Origin of the sequence: Scytonema hankhaensis NUACC26 (assembly GCF_045865695.1) — a bacterium.
Classification (GTDB): domain Bacteria; phylum Cyanobacteriota; class Cyanobacteriia; order Cyanobacteriales; family Nostocaceae; genus Scytonema.
On sequence record NZ_BAACAP010000234.1, the window covers coordinates 90,948 to 110,946 of the forward strand.

The 19,999-nt window shown below is 41.5% G+C and carries 22 protein-coding genes and 1 pseudogene; 11 read left to right on the forward strand and 12 right to left on the reverse strand.

Going from position 1 to position 19,999, the window contains the following annotated elements:
- Positions 1 to 14 precede the first annotated feature (14 nt).
- A complete protein-coding gene (locus tag ACKTT2_RS37045) occupies positions 15 to 218 on the forward strand; it encodes a hypothetical protein (protein WP_407895971.1) in 204 nt (67 codons plus the stop codon).
- Positions 219 to 266: 48 nt separating this feature from the next.
- Here ACKTT2_RS37045 and nadB read toward each other — a convergent pair whose 3' ends face one another.
- Positions 267 to 1,940 (reverse strand): L-aspartate oxidase, encoded by a 1,674-nt coding sequence (gene nadB, locus ACKTT2_RS37050; RefSeq protein WP_407895972.1) that lies wholly within the window; start codon positions 1,938 to 1,940, stop codon positions 267 to 269.
- Positions 1,941 to 1,950: 10 nt separating this feature from the next.
- Between nadB and ACKTT2_RS37055 the strand changes: the two genes are divergently transcribed.
- Positions 1,951 to 2,172 carry a hypothetical protein gene (locus ACKTT2_RS37055; protein WP_407895973.1) on the forward strand — a complete coding sequence of 74 codons (222 nt, stop codon included), beginning with the start codon at positions 1,951 to 1,953 and terminating at the stop codon, positions 2,170 to 2,172.
- A 15-nt stretch (positions 2,173 to 2,187) separates the two neighbouring features.
- Here ACKTT2_RS37055 and psbU read toward each other — a convergent pair whose 3' ends face one another.
- Both psbU and ACKTT2_RS37065 read right to left on the reverse strand, forming a co-directional pair.
- Positions 2,188 to 2,649, reverse strand: a complete 462-nt coding sequence (gene psbU / locus ACKTT2_RS37060; protein WP_407895974.1) for a photosystem II complex extrinsic protein PsbU — start codon at positions 2,647 to 2,649, stop codon at positions 2,188 to 2,190.
- Positions 2,650 to 2,910: 261 nt separating this feature from the next.
- Positions 2,911 to 3,561, reverse strand: a complete 651-nt coding sequence (locus tag ACKTT2_RS37065) for a DUF3120 domain-containing protein (protein WP_407895993.1) — start codon at positions 3,559 to 3,561, stop codon at positions 2,911 to 2,913.
- A gap of 244 nt (positions 3,562 to 3,805) precedes the next feature.
- On the opposite strand from ACKTT2_RS37065, the gene ACKTT2_RS37070 reads away from it, so the two are divergent.
- Complete coding sequence (locus ACKTT2_RS37070) at positions 3,806 to 4,285, forward strand: CRR6 family NdhI maturation factor (protein ID WP_407895975.1); 480 nt, start codon at positions 3,806 to 3,808, stop codon at positions 4,283 to 4,285.
- Between the two features lie 17 nt (positions 4,286 to 4,302).
- Here the strand turns inward: ACKTT2_RS37070 and ACKTT2_RS37075 are convergent, their stop codons facing one another.
- Together ACKTT2_RS37075 and ACKTT2_RS37080 are read right to left on the reverse strand one after the other, a co-directional pair.
- A complete protein-coding gene (locus ACKTT2_RS37075) occupies positions 4,303 to 5,049 on the reverse strand; it encodes a hypothetical protein (RefSeq protein WP_407895976.1) in 747 nt (248 codons plus the stop codon).
- Positions 5,050 to 5,445: 396 nt separating this feature from the next.
- The gene (locus ACKTT2_RS37080; RefSeq protein ID WP_407895977.1) at positions 5,446 to 6,405 is read right to left on the reverse strand and encodes a glycosyltransferase family 9 protein; all 960 of its coding nucleotides are present in this window, start codon (positions 6,403 to 6,405) and stop codon (positions 5,446 to 5,448) included.
- Positions 6,406 to 6,545: 140 nt separating this feature from the next.
- Here ACKTT2_RS37080 and ispD point away from each other — a divergent pair, with 140 nt between their 5' ends.
- The 3 genes from ispD (at position 6,546) to ACKTT2_RS37095 (ending at position 8,508) form a co-directional block, all read left to right on the forward strand.
- Positions 6,546 to 7,235, forward strand: a complete 690-nt coding sequence (gene ispD, locus ACKTT2_RS37085; protein WP_407895978.1) for a 2-C-methyl-D-erythritol 4-phosphate cytidylyltransferase — start codon at positions 6,546 to 6,548, stop codon at positions 7,233 to 7,235.
- Between the two features lie 295 nt (positions 7,236 to 7,530).
- A complete protein-coding gene (gene scpB, locus ACKTT2_RS37090; RefSeq protein ID WP_407895979.1) occupies positions 7,531 to 8,052 on the forward strand; it encodes an SMC-Scp complex subunit ScpB in 522 nt (173 codons plus the stop codon).
- A gap of 108 nt (positions 8,053 to 8,160) precedes the next feature.
- Positions 8,161 to 8,508 (forward strand): DUF760 domain-containing protein, encoded by a 348-nt coding sequence (locus tag ACKTT2_RS37095; RefSeq protein ID WP_017746814.1) that lies wholly within the window; start codon positions 8,161 to 8,163, stop codon positions 8,506 to 8,508.
- Positions 8,509 to 8,571: 63 nt separating this feature from the next.
- Here ACKTT2_RS37095 and ACKTT2_RS37100 read toward each other — a convergent pair whose 3' ends face one another.
- Positions 8,572 to 9,774, reverse strand: a complete 1,203-nt coding sequence (locus ACKTT2_RS37100) for an HhoA/HhoB/HtrA family serine endopeptidase (protein WP_407895980.1) — start codon at positions 9,772 to 9,774, stop codon at positions 8,572 to 8,574.
- Positions 9,775 to 9,945: 171 nt separating this feature from the next.
- Here ACKTT2_RS37100 and ACKTT2_RS37105 point away from each other — a divergent pair, with 171 nt between their 5' ends.
- On the forward strand, positions 9,946 to 10,824 hold the full coding sequence (locus ACKTT2_RS37105; protein ID WP_407895981.1) for a peptidoglycan DD-metalloendopeptidase family protein: 879 nt from the start codon (positions 9,946 to 9,948) through the stop codon (positions 10,822 to 10,824).
- Positions 10,825 to 10,945: 121 nt separating this feature from the next.
- On the opposite strand, the gene ACKTT2_RS37110 is transcribed toward ACKTT2_RS37105, so the two are convergent.
- The 4 genes from ACKTT2_RS37110 to ACKTT2_RS37125 form a co-directional block, all read right to left on the reverse strand.
- The gene (locus ACKTT2_RS37110; RefSeq protein ID WP_407895994.1) at positions 10,946 to 11,128 is read right to left on the reverse strand and encodes a type II toxin-antitoxin system HicB family antitoxin; all 183 of its coding nucleotides are present in this window, start codon (positions 11,126 to 11,128) and stop codon (positions 10,946 to 10,948) included.
- 79 nt (positions 11,129 to 11,207) lie between these two features.
- Complete coding sequence (locus tag ACKTT2_RS37115) at positions 11,208 to 12,233, reverse strand: isochorismatase (protein ID WP_407895982.1); 1,026 nt, start codon at positions 12,231 to 12,233, stop codon at positions 11,208 to 11,210.
- 12 nt (positions 12,234 to 12,245) lie between these two features.
- Entirely contained in the window at positions 12,246 to 13,043 is a 798-nt protein-coding gene (locus ACKTT2_RS37120) for a hypothetical protein (protein ID WP_407895983.1), read from the reverse strand.
- Positions 13,044 to 13,322: 279 nt separating this feature from the next.
- Positions 13,323 to 13,523 (reverse strand): DUF4926 domain-containing protein, encoded by a 201-nt coding sequence (locus ACKTT2_RS37125; RefSeq protein WP_407895984.1) that lies wholly within the window; start codon positions 13,521 to 13,523, stop codon positions 13,323 to 13,325.
- Between the two features lie 388 nt (positions 13,524 to 13,911).
- Here ACKTT2_RS37125 and ispG point away from each other — a divergent pair, with 388 nt between their 5' ends.
- Both ispG and ctpC read left to right on the forward strand, forming a co-directional pair.
- The gene (gene ispG / locus ACKTT2_RS37130; RefSeq protein ID WP_407895985.1) at positions 13,912 to 15,138 is read left to right on the forward strand and encodes a (E)-4-hydroxy-3-methylbut-2-enyl-diphosphate synthase; all 1,227 of its coding nucleotides are present in this window, start codon (positions 13,912 to 13,914) and stop codon (positions 15,136 to 15,138) included.
- A gap of 156 nt (positions 15,139 to 15,294) precedes the next feature.
- Positions 15,295 to 16,578, forward strand: coding sequence for a carboxyl-terminal processing protease CtpC (gene ctpC, locus ACKTT2_RS37135; RefSeq protein ID WP_407895986.1), 1,284 nt, complete (start codon positions 15,295 to 15,297; stop codon positions 16,576 to 16,578).
- An 80-nt stretch (positions 16,579 to 16,658) separates the two neighbouring features.
- On the opposite strand, the gene ACKTT2_RS37140 is transcribed toward ctpC, so the two are convergent.
- Together ACKTT2_RS37140 and ACKTT2_RS37145 are read right to left on the reverse strand one after the other, a co-directional pair.
- A complete protein-coding gene (locus tag ACKTT2_RS37140) occupies positions 16,659 to 16,850 on the reverse strand; it encodes a DDE transposase family protein (RefSeq protein ID WP_407895987.1) in 192 nt (63 codons plus the stop codon).
- A gap of 169 nt (positions 16,851 to 17,019) precedes the next feature.
- Positions 17,020 to 19,026, reverse strand: coding sequence for an ATP-binding protein (locus ACKTT2_RS37145; RefSeq protein ID WP_407895988.1), 2,007 nt, complete (start codon positions 19,024 to 19,026; stop codon positions 17,020 to 17,022).
- Positions 19,027 to 19,206: 180 nt separating this feature from the next.
- On the opposite strand from ACKTT2_RS37145, the gene ACKTT2_RS37150 reads away from it, so the two are divergent.
- Together ACKTT2_RS37150 and ACKTT2_RS37155 are read left to right on the forward strand one after the other, a co-directional pair.
- Positions 19,207 to 19,470, forward strand: a complete 264-nt coding sequence (locus ACKTT2_RS37150) for a hypothetical protein (protein ID WP_407895989.1) — start codon at positions 19,207 to 19,209, stop codon at positions 19,468 to 19,470.
- 251 nt (positions 19,471 to 19,721) lie between these two features.
- Positions 19,722 to 19,999, forward strand: a pseudogene (locus tag ACKTT2_RS37155) (catalase/peroxidase HPI); the annotation flags it as partial.

Consider the following 19,999-nt stretch of genomic DNA (forward strand, 5'->3'; position numbering starts at 1 on the left):
TGTCGAATTTGACAATGCCTAAAATTGTCGAAACAGCAGCAGCCTTTAACACAGTCGAACTGAAAAGCTCTGAAATGGCAGTCGGAGACCGCCTTGTTGACGATGCTTCAGAAGCCTATGTTTCAGAAAACACTACATACAAAGTTGTCACAAACAATTATTACGAACCACCAAATTACGGTGGTCCAGACAGTAAATACGGTAGCGGAACTAGATAAGCAATTTTAGTGGTCACTGGTCACTGGTCACTGGTCACTGGTCACTGGTCACTGAATTACCGACGATTTCCACCATTTATCGTGCTGTACGAGTGTATGTACCTGCCAACTGGGGTCTGAGTGAGGATAATCGCAACGGTAATGTCCTCCCCGACTTTCAGTTCTAAAGGCAGCACTTTTAAGAATTAAATAGCCAATATCCAGTAGATTGTTAGTTTCTGCCCACAATCGTATTTGCCGCTCAACATCCGGTAAATTTAAGGTAGCTGATTGTGTCGGCTGTAAAGATTTTAAGAATTTACTGATTGATAAAGTAGCAATTTCCCTTTGCCAAGATTCAACAGTAGCGATCGCAGCCTCCATCCCAGACTGTTCCCGACATATGCCAGCATTTTCCCATACCAAACGCGGCAGTTTTTGTCGCACTTCTTCCAAACATTCTTGCTGAGACACCCATTCACTGTTGGAAGGGGTAAAGGATAAAGAGTGAAGGATAAAATCGGATTCTTGAAGTTCATTCTTTTTGATGTCATTCTTCACTTGACCCATTTGTGCGCCAAACACTATACATTCCAACAGGGAATTACTAGCAAGACGATTTGCTCCATGAACTCCGGTACTTGCAGTTTCTCCTACAGCAAACAAACCTGGAATATTTGTTCGGTTCGCCAAATCAGTGACAATACCACCCATCCAATAATGAGCAGCAGGAGCAACGGGGACTGGTTCTGAGAAAACATCAATGCCCCAATGCTGGCAAACCTTAATAATATTTGGGAAACGATGGCGAATCTTTTCAGCAGGAATTGGACGCATATCTAACCACACGCTAGCCGTTGCCAAATCCTCTGAAGTGCGTTGCAAGTGAGTAAAAATTGCACGACTGACAACATCTCTAGGAGCCAGTTCGCCAGATGGGTGATAGTCAAATGCAAAACGGCGTCCTTCACGATCGATTAGATATGCGCCTTCACCACGAACAGCTTCGCTGATGAGAAAGCGTCCGGGTTTGGTAAGGGCGGTGGGATGAAACTGGACAAACTCTAAATCTCGAAGAATAGCCCCAACCCGCCACGCCATTGCTACCCCATCTCCCGTGCTGACAGCAGGATTTGTCGTTTGAGCAAAAACCTGACCCCCACCACCTGTGGCTAAAACCACAGCAGATGCTTTCACCCAAGTCACTCTACCTTGATAAAAAAGACTAATTCCCTGACACCGTTTTGTCTCGGGTTCCAGCCACAAATTCAAAGCCAAAGCTTGTTGAATAACTTGAATGTTTGGGCGTTGCAGAACTTGGTTTGTCAGAGTTGTAATAACTTCTCTACCTGTTGTATCCGCAGAATGAAGAACGCGATTGTGGGAATGGGCAGCTTCCAAAGTCAATGCTAGTTCGTTACCACGACGATCGAACGCAACACCTAATTCGATCAGAGATTGGATGCAGCTAGAGGCTTTGTTAGCAAGAAATTCTACAGCTTCGCGATCGCACAAACCCACACCCGCCCACATGGTATCCTCAACGTGAAAAGAAGGAGAATCTTGGGGTGAGATGGCTGCAGCAATACCTCCTTGCGCCCAATCACTAGCTGATAGAGACAGTGTTTCTTTAGTAATTAAACCTATTTTCAAATCGGCAGGTATACAAAGTGCTGTATATAATCCAGCAGCGCCAGCACCGACCACTATAATATCAAATTCGCTCTTTGAGTTAGTCGTCACAAATTGTCATTTGTCATTGGTCATTTGTCATTGGTCATTTGTCATTAGTGAGTCCAGTCCTGTAGGAGGGTCTCCCGAGACCACAGGAACTGGCGAACCCGAACGCGAGTGCGTCTGGGCGCTTGAGATAGGGTCATTTGTCATCGCTCTAGAAAGTAGAGTGGGCAATGCCTACCATTATCAAACGGTGGAGAATGCCCACCCTACTAACTTCCCAGTCGCCAATCCCTAGTCCCCTGTCCCTTTTTTATCTGTAGATACCGTTGTTATAGCGATCGTCTCCCTCTGTGAATACAGCGTCAGCCTCAGTCACAGTGAAGTTATCAAAATTAGCTTGTAGGATTTGTTTTTGGCGATCGCTCAATCCCTCGATGCTCAAAATATCCTCTACCCTTTGATAAGGAGCATTTTTGATAATTTTCTTGGCAAGAGTAGGATATAACCCTGGATACTTTTGGAAAGCTCGAACGTTGGTATTATTCAGATCGATTCTTTTCCCATACACATCTGCCAGCTTAGCGTCTGCGCGGTTGCGTAAACTTTGAGTTCCCTCTACTGCCAAAACTGGAGTGGAATGAAAACTAACACCATTAAAACTAGCGGCTTGGGCTATTTGTGGCATTCCCAACCATCCCCAGCATCCCAACAACAAGCTAAAAACAGTTAATAAACGCACCAATCCTTTCACGATTTTTTTACCTCTTTCCATCCAATAACATAAGAACTTTAAGCCAAAGAGACTTCATTGGTTATTTGTCAAGAGCTATTTGCCTCAAATTTAGGAGAGCAAAGAACTAAGAACAAAAACACCAGAGCCAATAGCTTAATCAACACAGCACTATCAGAAACTAATATACCGCTTATTAACACCCACAAGATTTGCGGATACTAGTACTCGATCGCATTAATTGTAAAGATCTGCAACATCCCCTGGTCACTGGTCACTGGTCACTGGTCACTGGTCAGGTGACTACGCAAGAACAGCAGCAACCAGAAATAAGCAATCTACCAAGATTGTACTTAACACAGCTCCGCTAAAAGCGTACCAATGTCGTTGCTTTTGAGGTAAAGGCAAAACACCAACAGACAGTAGAACTAAAGCCAGTGCGATCGCCCACACTTGTCCCCAAGGAGTTTTTACCTGAGCCACAGCACTTTGCAGAATTAGCGATACATCAGTAGGCTCTACCTGCATAATTTGACGCCAAAAAGGTATTAAATCTACTAAATAAAAATATACATCTGTTAAAACCGTACCAAATAGAGAGCCTAAGTAAAAAAAGTTTCCTACTTTACCCCAATTCCGGCTCAGACACCATAGGGCAAAAGGTAAACCAATAGACTCTACAGGCAAATGCCATAGGGGTTCCCAACGCAACCAACCCCAGTAGATTGAGCCTGCTAGCCAACTCCAACTAAACCCTAATAACAGATCGCCCCAAACATATGTTGCGGAGCGTGACATTAATTTAAGACTCAGCCAAACCCAACCACCCGTTAAAGCTAAGCTCAACCAAGGTAGCATTCGTACCAATGGGGCTTCGATAAAAACTGGTACAGACACTAAAAAGACTGCAGCCGCAAAGACTGAGGATGCTGGTTGAGTGACAACTTTCCACATCAACGGAATCTCAGCATTTTTATTTTGCTGTGCGGCTTGAACTGAGGCAGTAGAAGCAGCGTAGTATGACAAAGTATTATTAACCAACGTTTTTAATAATTGTTACTTAACTTTATTTTACTTAAGATACCACAATCTTTATCCCCCCTAGGGGCATTTAAATTGTAAACTATAGGGAAGATGAAGTGTAAAGTATAAAGTGTACTTAACTGGTCACTGGTCAGGTGTCACTTGTCACTGAATTATGACGATCGCTATTCAACTCAATACCGAGTGTATTAACTCCCTAAATCTCTCTCCCGCCGTGTCAGTCATTGAAAAACTAGTGCAAGAGGGAGCGATCGCGACTCAGGAGCAGCAGTTGTGCTTTGATATTAATTACCCCCTAGAACAAGGAGATCCGAGGGAACTATCTGAAGTTCCAGAAATTCGATTATGGTTTATCCGATTGGATACTCGCTATCCCTGGTTACCTTTTTTACTAGATTGGAAAGCAGGAGAATTAGTCCGTTACACAGCCATGCTCGTACCGCATCAATTCAGTAGGAGAGAAGGAATTCAATATAATCCTGAAGCATTAGAAATTTTTCTCATGCACAAACTGTTTTTTCTAACTGATTGGCTGAAAGAACAAGGTATCCCCAGTAAAGCTCGTTTACAGTCTATGGCTCAACTTTTAGGTTATGAGCTAGATGATACTTTATTTGAATTTGTTAGTAGTTAGTGGTAACTGGTCACTGTTTAACCACTAACAATCAAAGTAAGTGCTTTCTGAAAAGCGTATTCAACAGCTTTGGATTGGCTAGGTAATGCTGATTGCCAAATCCGATAATCGTTATATTCTAGAATTAAATTTGCAATATCATCGCTCTTTATTTTTTTCAAGACTTCGTGTTGAGCTAATTCAAAATCTTGGAGAGTACCACCTCGTTCTAAGATTTTGTAGGCAACTTCAATAAAGCCATCTAAAACGGCTTTCATGTATTCTACACCTGTACGTTCTGCAAAAATCGATGATAACTCAAACGCTTTCTGCTCCTCCAATATTAGATTTGCGATCGCTTGTCCTTTGCGAGTTCTCCACTTTTCAGGTAATTGTACTTCTATGTATTCATCTTGATGAGATTGATATATAAGATACTCATTTATATTAATTGTTTCTTGAACTAGTTTGTGTCCTGTCAATAGTTGTAACAGAGGGATTGCACTTGTATTAATTGAGGAATCGAGAAAGACTTGTTCTTCGTCTTCCGGACATTGATAGACAAGATAAGTCCAAATTCCCGATTGGGCCAATTCAGAAGTTGTGGCGGCTTCGTAGAAAGTTATTGTGCCATCTTCCTCACACTCGAAACATACATTTTTGACATCTCTAGCATTTTTTAAATGTATGAGTCTTTTAAAAATATTAGTGATGTGTGATGGTTGGCTCTCTACTTGGATGTAACGCTTACCACTACTAACGTAGCTATGTAACCGAATCGCCATTTGTTTTTCCTTTGAATATTTTCGTCACACTCTGTTTCGATGCACCAGCCTGACAGCAATAGGGAAGTTGAGGAACACATATATGTAGCCTAGTAAACCAACTGTAAAAATAAAAATTCAGCAAAAGTTACAGCTAATACTCATATGGAAAAGCTGAGTGAATGTTTGCTAGATTACATATATAAATAGCTGCTCTAAACAAATTTACCTAAAATTTTTAATTTCTGCCAACTTTTACCGAAAAATATTTTTTTCTCTAAATGCCTAACATATACGAATTTCGTACTCTTTTGTAATATAAGACAATAAAATCCGCCTTTAGTTAGAAAATGTCTGAAAAGTTTTGGGCGAACAGAATTCACCCAGGGGTGAATTCTGTTCGCTAGGTAGCGAACCTCAACCTCCCCAAATCTTCTCTAAGATAACTGAGTGAGAAATGTCCTCCATTTTCCCGGTAGGAGATTTAATGGCAAGGAACTTTTCGCTTTTAGGAAGCAGCTTAGAAGGATCTGTTGAACCAAATAAGGCAATGGTATAAGTCTGAACAGCCACACTTAAGTGCATTGGCGCACTATCAGTACATAACATTAAATTAGACCCAGCAATCATAGCTGCTAGCTTGCCGATGTCATCGGGAGAACTGATTTTAATGTCAGGTGCAGACTCTTTCAGACGGCGTACAAACTGTTCGTCTTCGGAACCTCGGATCGCAACCACAGGCATATCGGGTTGTTTTTGTTGGAAATCTTGAATAATTTTCAGCCAGTTCTCAACAGGGTAAATTTTATCAAAACCTTTAGCTTGTGATAATTCGCTAGCACCTCCATGAATTAAAACGTAGCCAGTTTCCTTGACTCCCAACCGTTGTTGTTCTGCATTTGCCCAATCAATATCTTGTTTTGGGACATTGACTGACAACTCCGGGCATGGAGATTTAATATTTAAACCTTGTAACAAATCGTGGTACATATAAGCAGCATACTGCCCTGTTTTAAGAGCAACTGGGTTGGTGAGAAAAACAGACCCTTTGCCGCGATAACCAACACGAGTAGGAATTCCAGTCAACCAAAGCAAAAGACCCACCAACCAGCTTTGCCCGAGAGCAATAGCTATATCGTATTCGCGATCGCGAATTGTACCAACCAAGTTACCCCAATCTGCCAGACTGTTACGGTCTTTGAAATCAAAAGCCAGGACATCACTCACTGACTTACTGACTCGGTAAGCAGTCTTTGACCGAGGTTCCACGACGACATCTATTTGAGCTTTCGGTAAATTCCGCTTTAGATCGTCTAAAGTCGGAAAGAAAAGAATTTGATCGCCAATTCCGCCAGGAACAAGGGCTACTATTCGCATAAGATATTTTGACGCTCATTCGCTCCTTATTTTAGGGGAATATAGGGGTTAGGGATTAGGGATTGGGGATTGGGGATTAGGAATGTTACTAATTCCCAGTCCCTAGTTCCCAGTCGCCAGTCCCTAGATTGAGGAATCTCATGCATTTATTAATTCCAGCAGCAGGTTCGGGAAAAAGAATGGGAAGTCCCCGTAATAAACTCCTTTTGACGGTGCAGTCTCGTCCGATCGTTGCTTGGACTCTCCTAGCGGCAGAGGCTGCGGATCGAATTGAGTGGATGGGAATTATTTCTCAGCCTCATGATTGGCAAGATTTTAAAACGATTATTGCCAGTTTAAAGCTGACTAAGCCTGTGGAACTGATTCAAGGAGGGGCAACCCGTCAAGAATCAGTTCATAATGGGTTGCTAGCGTTACCAAGCTCTGCAAAACAAGTTTTGATTCATGATGGAGCTCGATGTTTGGCAACGCCAGATTTATTCAACAGGTGTGCTGAAGTTATTCGCCATTGCCCTGGTTTGATTGCTGCCGTACCAGTTAAGGACACCATTAAGGTTGTCGGCACGAATGGCATAATTCAAAGTACTCCCAACCGCGAGCAACTGTGGGCAGCACAAACTCCCCAAGGTTTTGATGTTAATTTATTAAAACAGTGTCATGCTGAAGGTGTTCGTCAAGGTTGGGAAGTCACCGACGATGCAGCTCTGTTTGAGAGGTGTGGCATTGAAGTCAGGATTGTTCAAGGAGAAGAAACCAATTTGAAGCTAACAACCCCACAGGATTTGGCAATTGCGGAATTTATTCTTAAAACTAGACAGAGCGAGAGCTGAAGTAAGCTATAACAGGAAATTGGATAATCTCATACCAATTCAAAAAATGTTTGCGATATGTAGTTGAGTAGAATCCAGTTCGAGTGAGGCTTTTTCAATCTAAAATCTAAAATCCAAAATCTAAAATGGTATTGAGATATAATATTCCGGGCTTAGTAAAAAAGTCTTGACTTGTTCTAAATATTATGGTAGTCTCCCAAACACTTGTTATTTGTTCTTTGTCGTTTGTCCTTTGTCAATGACTAATGACCAATGACTAATGACCAATGACTAAATGACTAACAAATTTTGACCGATGAATGCAGCGACGAAAATAGAAGCAATTCTCTATTTAAAGGGTAAGCCCCTGTCTATCAGCGAACTTTCCGAGTATGCCGCATGCGATCGCGCTACAGTAGAGGAAGGCATAATCGATCTGATCGACGAATATGCCCGAAGAGATAGCGCCTTGGAAATCGTAGAAACTTCAGATGGTTATAGTTTGCAACTGCGATCTGATTTTCACGATTTGGTGCAAACTCTCATTCCAGTAGAATTGGGAGTAGGGGCGTTGCGGACTCTGGCAGCAATTGCCTTACACAGCCCAATCCTTCAAAGCGACTTGATAAACTTGCGCGGTTCGGGCGCGTATCAACAAGTCCAAGAACTGGTTGAACTCGGTTTTGTGAAAAAACGCCGAGATAGCGAGTCGCGATCGTACTCTCTACAAGTTACTTCAAAATTTCACCAGTATTTTCAAATTGAGCAACTCCCCCAACCATTCTCTAACGGTCAAGAGCAAAGACAACTAGAGTTAGAACTGCAAGCGGAAGCTTAAATCAATGGAGTTCTACCTTCAGAATTAATGCTCTTTACTCCTGACAGAGGGCTGTCCTTTCTAGTATGGTTTAGAGTAGAATAAGCAACTCAGCTAAAAAATTTGCCAATGGTGTTTGATCCAAACTTTTTGAACGACTACCCTGAGGAACACCCCAGCCAACTTCTGAATGAGGGCTTAGAGGATAATCCCAATAAGTTGCTCAAGTATCTGCAGCATCAGCCGCCCGAAGTTTTGGCACGTGTCGCCCAATCAGTGAGCCCTGAAATTAAACAAATTATTTCTCAGAACGTCCAAGGGCTTGTTGGGATGTTACCATCCGAGAATTTTAACGTGCAAATCACAACGGACAGGGATAATCTGGCTGGACTGTTGGCATCTGCCATGATGACTGGGTATTTCCTCCGTCAAATGGAACAGAGAATGCAGTTAGATCATTTATCCAACGGTCATTAGTCACCTAACCAGTGACCACCTGACCACCTGACCAGTGACCACCTGACCATTGACAAATGACTTCTAACGGGGATAAGTACCCAATTGTACTTTCAGATTTTGATTCTTCCCGTTACGGTTGACCTCTATTTCTAAAATGTCGCCAACAACACTGGATTCTACCTGTCTCTGTAATTGAGCAGCTATTTTGACTGATTTTCCGTTGATTTTTTGAATCAAATCACCAGGGCGAAGTCCTCCCCGTTGTGCTGGAGAGTTTTCTACAATGCCCTTAATTGCAACGCCAGCGCTTTGTTTAATGCTCAAGTTGTACTCTTGATTGAGCTGCTGTTGTTTGGCAGGAGTTAAATCCACCATTTCAATTCCCAAGAAGGGGTGTTGCACTCGTCCTTTGGTGAAAAGTTCATTTGCAATACGAGCAGCAGTTTCGATAGGAATGGCAAAACCTAATCCTTGTGCATCGGCGCGAATAGCAGTATTTACACCGATAACTTCTCCTTGAGCATTTAGTAAGGGACCACCTGAATTACCAGGGTTAATCGCAGCATCAGTTTGGATGAAACTCACTCGCTTGTCAGGAACACCAACTTGAGCGCTAGTACGATCTGTGGCACTGATAATGCCGATGGTAACTGTATTATCTAATCCTAGAGGATTGCCAATTGCGATCGCCCATTGCCCTGGTATTAAATTTTGTGAATGACCCAGTGTCACTGTTGGCAGTTCGTTTGCAGAAATTTTGACAACAGCTACATCTGTCACTCCATCAACTCCCATCACATGTCCTTCATAAGTTCTACCGTCTTTAAGAGTGACTAGTACGGTATCTGTATCCGAAACGACGTGAGCATTCGTTAAAATTTGTCCGTTCTTGCTCAAAATAAATCCAGATCCCGTACCTCTCTCTATTCGCTGACTAGGGAATGGTTGTTCTTCTTCTCCAAAAAAGCGCCGCAGGAGAGGATTTTTTAAAGCATTTGAAATGGGATTTGCGACTTTACGGGTGGCATTAATTCGCACGACTGCTGGTCCAGTTCTTTGAACAGCAGATGCAATAAAATTCACATTATCGCTATTAGGCACTCCAACCGGCGTTCCAACAGGATTTGAAACAGAGGTTTCTGAGGGCATAGAAACTGTAACATTTCTTAACTCGCGAAATAAGCGATTTTGCGACGGGAGATATAAACTACCTAATAAACCTGCACCGCCACCAACACATAGAAGGGATAAATAAATAGTTAGTTGCTTTAAGGATAATTTCATAAATGAATAGGGACTGGGGATTAGGGACTGGGGAACTCGGGGTTCCCTCTGGGGATAAGGGGTAGGCAATGGGGATTAGTAGTTTGGGCAAATGACAAATGACAAATGACAAACAACCTTTCCTCTGCTTTTGCCGTCTAAAATTTAAAGTTGAGTGCCTCCTTTATATACATGACTTTTCCTTATCGTCTACTGGTTTTCAGTACAATAATCGCTAACATTTTTGGAGCAGTGTCGATCCACTCATACCCATCATTAGCACAGACACAAGGAACGGGTTGCCAAACCCCAGCATTAGAACGCTTTAGGCGTCATACTGTGGTTGCAGGAGAAACTTTGGCAAGTATAGCTCAACGCTACAATCTCACCCCAACAACTATTATTGCCATGAATCCAGCCTTACAGAACAGCAAGGTGAGTGTTGGAAGTGAAATTCAAATTCCTCCCTATAACGGAATTGTAGTTGAAGTTCCTCGCGGACAAACTTGGCGACAAATTGCAGCAAGATATAAAATTCGTCCCGATGCGCTGTTTGAAGCTAACGGTTGTCAGAAAAATCCTAGAGTTGTGTTTGTTCCGTCCAAGCGATCGCCTGATTCTGTGATAACGGACACTCCAAATTCTAATTTAACTCCAAGTAAATTACTCGGTTATCCACTACCGGAACCGGCAAAAGTTCTAGTCTCTTACGGTTGGCAAACAAGTCCTACCAACGGTGACGTATTTTTTCACAGTGGGATAGATTTGTCAGCAGAAAAAGGAACTCCCGTGCAAGCCATTGGCGATGGCACTGTTGCCTTTGCCAAAGAACAAGGTACTTATGGTAATTTAGTCATTATTAATCACAGTGGTGGGTTGCAAAGCCGTTATGCCCATCTCGACAGCATCAAAGTTTCTGTAGGTCAGTCTGTGAAAAAAGGAGATTTAGTGGGGACTGTGGGTACAACTGGAAAACCTACACTCAACCAATCTCACCTTCATTTTGAAGTGCGTTCCAGTTCTTCCTTGGGTTGGAAGGCTCAAGATCCCCAAGCGTATTTACAAAGGTAATTGCGCCAGAAGCTAAGGGACTTCCAAATAAAAAAATATCTAACTTTCTCTTGTGGTGCGGGCGTCTCGCCCGCCACTCAGATAGGACGGGCGAGGACGCCCGTTCCACAAAATGGATAATTTATTTCTTGGATATCCCTAATTCAATTGCATCGGGTTGTAGATAAAGTTCAATCGCTTCTTTCACATTTTCCAACGCTTCTTCTTGCGTCTCACCGGCTGAAGTACAACCAGGTAGCTCGGGACACCAAGCAGCCCAATCGTTTGTTTCTGGATCTTGTTTAAGGATGACTCGCCATTTCATCACAAAAAACCTCTGAGTAGAAATGTTTATGAGATACCAGATCTTCGACTTTTTAAAGAAGTCAAAGATCTAAACCAAATTAAAAGATAACATCAGTTGATTGAATCCGATGCATACCAGCAGCAGCAAACCGTTCAAATGCAGCATTAGCTACTTCCGTATAATCGACTACATGAGGAACGACAACAGAGGAAGTACAATCTTCTAGAAGATAAACTTTTTTTGCTAAATTAGGATCTATCTGCTGAATTTCTGTTAATAAGTCCGTAATTGTCCAAGCTACACAATGGCTTTTCGCTTGACCAGTAATAATTACAGTATCAAATTTTAATAATTGCTGAACTAAACGAGTATTTTTTTTAGCAATAGGGTGTTTATCAAAACCTTCTAAAACTTCTGGGCTTAAAACAGAATAATTTTCTGTTAAAGGATTATCACCTTTTAATTCAAATTGAGTCTGACTGTTACGAGCAACACAATGGAAAAAGATTGCTTCTTCTACAGATGAAACTAAAGCATGCCCGATACCACCTAACATGGAGTGATAAGACCAAACTGTAAGTGGATACTTACCGCCTTGACTTAACTGTTGAACGTAGTGATAGGCGTGTTTTTCCAGTAATTCATATTCGTATCCAAGGCTGTAAGCTACTCCAGGGTTAACTTTCCAAATTCCTTTCTTTAGATCGGTAGGAGTGATATGAGTAGCAGTAGGGATGGGATGTTCTCCTTCTTGGTTAACCCAGAAAATAGGATGGAAAATTTGCATTGCCGTGTGAGTGTCCATAGTCGGTATAATTGTTGCGATCGCACCCAAATTCCGATATATAAACTCACACAAACGGATATTATCATCAATAGCTCCCTTCCCAGATTTGCCACCTACAAATAATTCAAAATTAGGTAGGCAAAAAGTATTTTGCACATCGATTAAAAGTAGGCAAATTCTATTTTTGTCTTCAAAAGCAGGTTGTATGTTGTGTTTTTTTGACCAATCTCTCGCTTCTTCTGCACGTTGTTGGTAGGGAACTCGCCAGACTTCACTGACTTTTTGTGGATTAAAGTGAGGTGGAATTGGTAATTGGGTTGAGGTTGAGGTGTTCATGATTATATTTTTTTAGTTTTGAGTACTTGTTACTGTTACATAAGTTGGAACTTTTATGCGATACTTACGGGTAGAGCGCTCAAACTCAAGGAAATCCATACCTTGGTCGAAAAGAAATTTATAGCGTTTACTACCTTCAGATTTAACTTCTAGTAACCGTGCGTGGTCAAAATAGTCTTGACAACGAGAAGATTGAACTTCAATATTTAAAGCGACTCCTAAATTTTCAAGTTTTCTAAAAGCTCTTTTTAATTCTTCTCTACGTATGGTAGCAGGTTGATGATTCCGTTTTTCTAAAACTTTAATTTTGATGTTAGAGGATGGTGTTATCCAATTCACCTCTAATATCTCAGCAAGTACCCTTGCTCCTCTACTATTTAAATAGCGATTGCTATAGGAAACACTTGTAGCGTTACCTAATTTTACAAGATGTTCAAATCCCAACTCTTTTCGTAAATCTACAAGAGCGAATTCTCGACCATCAGGTTCTAAGGATAAGAAAAAAGCATTTAAACTATCTATTTGTAACGATTGCTGTTCTAAAATTCTGACTCTTTGAATATTGTTTTCTAACTCTTCATTCAATGTAATAAGAGACGAGTTAAGATGATTTACTCGCTCGCGAGCTTGTGATTCTCTTGTTTCAGATTTCACTAGTTCTGTATTATTCCAGTAGCTTTTATATTGGAACCAGTTAGAGAAAGTCGCTGTAGAGCAAGCTACTGATACCGTAATCGTAAACCTGATAATAACACCAACACGTTTTTGTAGTTTTTGTACAGTTGATAAAAAGTCAAATCTTCGACGCACTGATAATCCTCAAACAATCTCCATGTATACATTTTGTTAGTTTGGGATTCTTGAAGCTAGGGAGAATTTGCGGATATTAATTTTACTTATTTAAAAATATCAAAAAGTTTGAATATGATTTTTATTTCTTATAGTTCTTTCTAGTCTGAGAAGGTACAGATTTATCTGCGTCCATCTGCGTTCATCTGCGGTTAGTTATTTTTTCTTACAACCAATCTTTGATACCATAATCAAATGGCATAAAATCTATTATGTAAAAGTAGGCAAAAAAGCTAGCAACTATGCAACTTTGACAGGTTCATAATGTAAAACCATCAAATGTTCAGCTTTTAGAGTTAGCATTGCGTAGGTATTTCCTGAGTTATCACTAAATTCCACCTCAAAAACATTCGGTGCTAATAATTCCACTACAGTACCTACTTGACCTCGATATACACCTTCTTCGGGTAAATCCTCTAATAAAGCTACAACATCAAGCATTTTAATATCATTCATGCTTGTAATTTCATCTAGTAATAACTCTATTTTAGCGATTCATCTCAAATTTTAAAATATGTTCTACGAGGCTATTTATAAAGTCAAGGTTAAGTATCTAAATATAATAATATATTGCATGAATTGAGTAACAACACTGAACCTTGAATTAAATTGTTGGGTTTCGTTCCTCAACCCAACCTACCATGTCTCTCGAATAAGCCATTTATAAAGACAATCTTAAATCCCCAATTCCCAATCGCCAATCACCAATCCCCTAGCCCCAAAAATTTTTTCTAAATCTGTCACACAATTTGCACCTCCTATGGCAATCTGAAAAGCAGAGTCTTTTGAAATTTGATACCCTCGCTACAAAAGTTACTTTTATTAACTTATGCAAACTTTGCCAATAGTTACAGAATCCAACACAGTTGACAGTCAACCAACCTTTGACACCACAATCAAACGGCGTAAAACCCGTCCTGTAAAAGTTGGCAATGTCACCATCGGTGGTGGCTACCCAGTTGTCGTGCAGTCGATGATTAACGAAGATACCTTAGATATAAATGGTTCTGTCGCCGCAATTCGTCGCCTGCATGAAATTGGCTGTGAAATCGTGCGCGTTACCGTCCCTAGCATGGCTCATGCTAAAGCACTTTCTGAGATTAAACAAAAGTTAATCCAGACATATCAGGATGTACCAATTGTTGCTGACGTACATCACAATGGGATGAAAATTGCTCTAGAAGTTGCCCAACATATAGAGAAAGTACGGATCAATCCGGGGTTATATGTTTTTGAAAAGCCCAACCCCAATAGAACTGAGTACACTCCCAAAGAATTTGACGAAATTGGAGAAAAAATTCGTGAAACCCTCGCACCACTGGTAATTTCTCTCCGAGATCAAGGTAAAGCCATGCGAATCGGGGTAAATCACGGTTCTTTAGCTGAGAGAATGCTGTTTACTTATGGCGATACTCCCGAAGGTATGGTGCAATCAGCCATAGAGTTTATTCGCATTTGTGAATCTTTAGACTTTCATAATATTGTTATCTCCATGAAAGCCTCTCGCGTACCAGTGATGGTAGCAGCTTATCGTCTCATGGCAAAGCAGATGGATGAACTGGGTATGGATTATCCCCTTCATTTGGGCGTGACGGAAGCAGGAGACGGAGAATACGGGCGCATTAAATCAACAGCAGGAATTGCTACACTCCTAGCTGATGGTATTGGCGATACAATCCGCGTATCTCTAACAGAAGCACCAGAAAAAGAAATTCCCGTCTGCTATAGTATTTTACAAGCTTTGGGATTGCGGAAGACAATGGTGGAGTACGTCGCTTGTCCTTCTTGCGGGCGTACATTGTTTAACTTAGAGGAAGTTCTCCATCAAGTGCGGGAAGCAACCAAACATTTAACCGGGCTAGACATAGCAGTTATGGGATGTATTGTCAATGGACCCGGAGAAATGGCTGATGCTGACTATGGTTATGTCGGTAAGACACCTGGATATATTTCTCTCTATAGAGGGAGAGAAGAAATCAAGAAAGTTCCCGAAGATAAGGGAGTCGAAGAATTGATTAACTTAATTAAGTCTGATGGACTCTGGGTAGATCCTTAAAGTTTTCAACAATTTTTGTACCGGCGATCGCCTCCGTCGCCGGATTACAAAGGATTTTTCTGAAATAAGCAATTATGTTCACTCTGTACAGAGGAACCCTGTGTTAGATTGAGCATACTGAAATATACAAAATTTTCCGTCTGGCGCAGCTGCATTATGGTAATTACAAGAAGTGGGCTTGTTTTGGGAGCTACGGCGGTGACATTAGCTACAATTGCTGTCACTAGTCTGGGTATTCACTCGCAGGGACAGGCTTTATTTAAAGAAAGTCCAAAGGAGTTAGTAGATGAAGTCTGGCAAATTATTCAACGCCAATATGTAGATGGTACTTTCAATCAAGTAGATTGGCAGGCTGTTCGTAAAGAGTACTTAAACAAGTCCTATACCAATAAGCAAGAAGCTTACAAGTCTATCCGGGAAATGCTGAAGAAGCTAGACGATCCCTACACCCGGTTTATGGACCCAGAAGAATTCAAAAATATGCAGGTGGATACCTCTGGAGAACTGACAGGTATTGGTATCCAAATTGGTATGGATGAAAAAACCAAAAAACTGACTGTCATTGCCCCAATTGAAGATACACCCGCAGCTAAAGCAGGTATTTTGGCAAAAGATATTATTACCAAAATTAACGGGAAAAGCACGGAGGGTATGGATACTAATGAAGCTGTATCCTTAATCCGAGGCGAACCGGGAACATTTGTTAGTTTGACAATTCTGCGGAACAATCAGTCGAAAGAGTTTAAAATTACACGGGCGAAAATTGAAATCCATCCTGTAGAAGCAAGTACTAAACAAACGCCGGTAGGTAATGTTGGTTATATTCGTCTGAAGCAGTTCAGCGCCAACGCCTCTAAGGAAATGCAACAGGCAATTAGAACTTTAGAAAACAAACAAGTCGCTGGGTATATTCTAGATTTACGAAATAATCCCGGTGGATTGCTTTTTTCAAGTGTGGAAATTGCTCGGATGTGGTTGAATAACGGCACAATCGTCTCTACTAAGGATCGCTATGCAGAAGTAGAACGAGAAACCGCTAATGGACGTGCTTTAACTAACAAACCAATGGTGATTTTGGTTGATAAGGGTTCGGCTAGTGCTAGTGAAATTCTTTCAGGCGCTTTACAAGACAACAAGCGTGCTGTACTAGTTGGCAGTCAAACCTTTGGTAAAGGCTTGGTACAATCTGTTCGTCCTCTGGATGATGGGTCGGGAATTGCTGTTACGATCGCTAAGTATTTTACCCCTAGTGGTAAGGATATTAATAAGGCAGGAATTCACCCAGATGTGGTTATAGATTTAAATGATAAACAACGACAAGATCTGTGGCTTGGCGAACGTGAAAAAGTAGGAACTCTACAAGATCCTCAGTTTGCTAAAGCCGTAGAAGTATTGGGTAAGGAAATTGCTCAAAAAGGTAATCCTAGAGCAGGAACTTGAAAATTATGAATTATGAATTATGAATTATGAATTATGAAAGAGAAAAAAATTCATAATTCATAATTTATAATTCATAATTTCTAGATTGGTTGGCATTTCCCCGCTCTAATGAGTCCTACACGACGAGCGAGCGCTTCCCCTTGAGATTCAAACGGTCCCCATTTTTCCAGAATTTCTGAATTGTTTTCTTCATCGGCTTGACTATTAGGGATTATTTCGCAATTGCCTGTATTACACTTGACTATATACCAAGTTTGTGTATCTTGACTCATAGTAGCTCTTAAAATTAGGTTAGTAGAGAAATTTTATCCAATATTGTAGTACGGGCATCCTGCCCGTCCTTATTTCAATAGCAAATCTTGTGGTACGGGCAGGATGCCCGTCCTTATTTCAATAGCAGGCAAGATGCCTGCACCACAGGAATTATAAATTCATCATTCATCATTCATCATTCATAATTCCTAATAGTAGCTTAATGGTAAAAGTAGCGCCTTGTCCGACACCGGGACTGGTAACTTCTATTGTTCCATTGTGTAGTTCTACCAAGTGACGAGCGATCGCTAACCCTAACCCCAAGCCATCTCTTTGGCGATCGCCTTTAGCTTGTTGGTAGCGCTCGAACACGTAAGGAAGAAAATCCGCACTAATACCGCAACCCGTATCGCTCACCTTAATTTGAGCAGAGCGAGCGACTCGCTCCAACCGCACTTCAATTCTGCCTCCCTTTGGAGTAAATTTAATAGCATTAGAGAGTAAATTGCCCAAAACTTGCTGTAAGCGCTTAGAATCGCCTGAAATAGCTTCAATAGAAGTGTCAAGTCTTGATTCTAAGCATAAATTTTTATCGTAAATGAGGGGGTAAGCAGTTTCAAGTGCTACTTGGATAACATCCACCAAATTGACTTCACTGACTTGAAGCTTCAACTGCCCTTGGATAATACGTGTAATATCCTGCAAATCTTCGAGCAATTTTTCTTGAAACTTAGCACTCTGCTCAATGGATTCCAACCCACGATCGGTCCCCGCTTCATCTAATTTTAGCTTACGCAACAGTTGAGTCCAACCCAAGATGGCGTTTAAAGGAGTGCGTAAGTCATGAGTAACCATTGCGACAAACTCATCTTTAGCACGGTTCGCAGCTTCAGCACGTTCGAGAAGTGTAGCTTGGTGGATAGCTATTCCCACCTGAGTTGCCAATTGTTTGAGTAAATCAATTTCTACTTGTTGCCACTGTCGCGGAGCTTCACAGTGATGAGCAATCAGCAATCCCCATAATTCCTCCTTTTTAAGAACGGGAACGACTAAGTTAGCTCTTACTTGAAACCGCTCGAGTAACTCAACATGACACGGATCGATTCCTGAGTTGTAAATATCCGTTTTTGCAACCACAAGTCCTAGCCGATAGGGTTCAGCCCAAGTATCCCGAAAACAGGGATCGAAAATATTAGTTGATAGAATTGGAGTCCACTTAGGGCTGACAGATTCCATAACCACAGTACCGCTTCCGTCAGGTTCCAAGCGAAAAAGAAGCACGCGATCTGTTTGAAGAAACTGCCGCACTTCATCTACAGTTGTTCTAAAAATTTCTTCAAGCTTGAGAGATTGGCGAATGTGTTGAGCAATCTTTGTGACAAGTTGTTCCCTTAACAACTGCTGTTTCAGAGTAATTTCCGCCCGTTTGTACTTGGTAATATCCAGCGCCGCACCTAAAATCTGCTGCACCAAACCCTGGGAATTCCTTCTAAATACAGTTTCCTGACTGCAAAACCAACGCCATTCGCCATTGGCGTGTCGCATCCGATATTCAAATTCTACAATCTTGCCATGTTCAATTAAGTTAAAACATTGAAAATGTTCGGGAATTCGAGCCAAATCTTCAGGATGCATCAACTCCTCAAGTACAGTCTGTCCTTTATCTTGAATTTGTTGGGGTGTGTAACCAATAGCTTCAATTGTCTGACGATTAATATAGATATTGTGGCGTTCGATGATATCGTGAACGTATAAAATACCAGGGGTTGTATTGGTGATTTCTTGAAGTAACTTTTGACTTTCCAGCAAGCGGGAATATTCTACGGCTATATTTAGGGCAAACAGTAGATCGCTCGCCGTCATTTGCTCCTTTACCAAATAATCCCGCAAGCCCCTCTTCATCGCTTGTAGGACAATAGATTCATTATCTCGTTCGACAAGAGCGATCGCAGGCGGAGCATTTCCTTGTGTTTGTTGTTGCAGTTGCGCCAGAAATTCTAGCCCATCGAGATCGGGCAACACATAATTTATCAAAATACTATCAGGATTGAACTGCTGACACAACATCAATCCTTCTTCGCCCGATTCTGCTTCTAAAATCCTGTAGAGGTGCTCATGGTCTTGAAGTAAGTAACGACGATAAACCTCCCTATCCTCGGCACAAATATCAATAATTAAAACTGTTCTTTGTTCCATAATGGCACTCTTTGCTACTTGCTCACCTAGTTACGCAAATAGAACGCTGCTATAATTACTACCATAGAATATTATTTAAAAATTAAACACTCTTATTTTGTTTGCTTTTCAATCCATTCTCGAAACTTTCTTAATGTTAAACCTCTACCGAGCGTTTTGCTTTCTTCAACAAACTGAGGAATGACTTCAGAAATTGGCAAATCGGGACAAATCTGGCTGATTTCAGACTCTACGTATTTCCCATCCTGCAAGATATTAATTTGTAACTTGCCATCTTCATACCGCCATAGTTCGGGAAAACGACCGCCGCCTCAACAGCAGGAGATGGAATTTCAAGTGTTACAACTCCAAGAGAATCTTTCACAGGAGAACCTGTATCCTGATGCTGTCAATCCGTGTTGCATAACGAGCACGCTCGTACACTCCATTAAAAACGTCTTGTAAATGCACGTCAGGTTTTTTTTCGTCTAGCTTTAAGGGCATTACCTTGCGCCAGTGCGATACGGCAGTATAGCAGTATCGCACTACGGGAGATCGAAGAGCGCACTTATTACAATAGCTTAAAGGTCCTGCTAAAACGGACTCATATCGATTATGATTAAATCCGTGACTATTTCATGGTAATTTAAATCGCTTTCTCGGTAGCTCTAAGCATGCCACCGTAGATTAGCGCTTTTCCAAAGACAGGAGATAATATGAGCAGCGAAAGCGGATGCCCGTTTACAGGCGGGTCTCAGAAACTTACGGCTCGTCATATGCCGTCGAACCGAGACTGGTGGCCGAAATATTTGAATCTGAACATCCTCCACCAGCACTCACCCCAAGCCAATCCCATGGGTGAGGCGTTCAACTACGCTCTTGAGTTCAAGAGCCTCGACTTAGCTGCCCTCAGGGCAGATATCTTCGACCTGATGACCACCTCTCAGGACTGGTGGCCAGCCGACTACGGTCATTATGGACCGCTCTTCATCCG

Excerpts from the sequence above, each read along its gene's own strand:
- ACKTT2_RS37045 (WP_407895971.1), top strand. The coding sequence starts at position 15 with ATGCCTAAAATTGTCGAAACAGCAGCAGCCTTTAACACAGTCGAACTG.
- psbU (WP_407895974.1), bottom strand. The coding sequence starts at position 2,649 with ATGGAAAGAGGTAAAAAAATCGTGAAAGGATTGGTGCGTTTATTAACT.
- ACKTT2_RS37065 (WP_407895993.1), bottom strand. The coding sequence starts at position 3,561 with ATGTGGAAAGTTGTCACTCAACCAGCATCCTCAGTCTTTGCGGCTGCA.
- ACKTT2_RS37070 (WP_407895975.1), top strand. The coding sequence starts at position 3,806 with ATGACGATCGCTATTCAACTCAATACCGAGTGTATTAACTCCCTAAAT.
- ACKTT2_RS37075 (WP_407895976.1), bottom strand. The coding sequence starts at position 5,049 with ATGGCGATTCGGTTACATAGCTACGTTAGTAGTGGTAAGCGTTACATC.
- ACKTT2_RS37080 (WP_407895977.1), bottom strand. The coding sequence starts at position 6,405 with ATGCGAATAGTAGCCCTTGTTCCTGGCGGAATTGGCGATCAAATTCTT.
- ispD (WP_407895978.1), top strand. The coding sequence starts at position 6,546 with ATGCATTTATTAATTCCAGCAGCAGGTTCGGGAAAAAGAATGGGAAGT.
- scpB (WP_407895979.1), top strand. The coding sequence starts at position 7,531 with ATGAATGCAGCGACGAAAATAGAAGCAATTCTCTATTTAAAGGGTAAG.
- ACKTT2_RS37095 (WP_017746814.1), top strand. The coding sequence starts at position 8,161 with ATGGTGTTTGATCCAAACTTTTTGAACGACTACCCTGAGGAACACCCC.
- ACKTT2_RS37100 (WP_407895980.1), bottom strand. The coding sequence starts at position 9,774 with ATGAAATTATCCTTAAAGCAACTAACTATTTATTTATCCCTTCTATGT.
- ACKTT2_RS37105 (WP_407895981.1), top strand. The coding sequence starts at position 9,946 with ATGACTTTTCCTTATCGTCTACTGGTTTTCAGTACAATAATCGCTAAC.
- ACKTT2_RS37110 (WP_407895994.1), bottom strand. The coding sequence starts at position 11,128 with ATGAAATGGCGAGTCATCCTTAAACAAGATCCAGAAACAAACGATTGG.
- ACKTT2_RS37115 (WP_407895982.1), bottom strand. The coding sequence starts at position 12,233 with ATGAACACCTCAACCTCAACCCAATTACCAATTCCACCTCACTTTAAT.
- ACKTT2_RS37125 (WP_407895984.1), bottom strand. The coding sequence starts at position 13,523 with ATGCTTGATGTTGTAGCTTTATTAGAGGATTTACCCGAAGAAGGTGTA.
- ispG (WP_407895985.1), top strand. The coding sequence starts at position 13,912 with ATGCAAACTTTGCCAATAGTTACAGAATCCAACACAGTTGACAGTCAA.
- ctpC (WP_407895986.1), top strand. The coding sequence starts at position 15,295 with ATGGTAATTACAAGAAGTGGGCTTGTTTTGGGAGCTACGGCGGTGACA.
- ACKTT2_RS37140 (WP_407895987.1), bottom strand. The coding sequence starts at position 16,850 with ATGAGTCAAGATACACAAACTTGGTATATAGTCAAGTGTAATACAGGC.
- ACKTT2_RS37145 (WP_407895988.1), bottom strand. The coding sequence starts at position 19,026 with ATGGAACAAAGAACAGTTTTAATTATTGATATTTGTGCCGAGGATAGG.
- ACKTT2_RS37150 (WP_407895989.1), top strand. The coding sequence starts at position 19,207 with ATGACTTCAGAAATTGGCAAATCGGGACAAATCTGGCTGATTTCAGAC.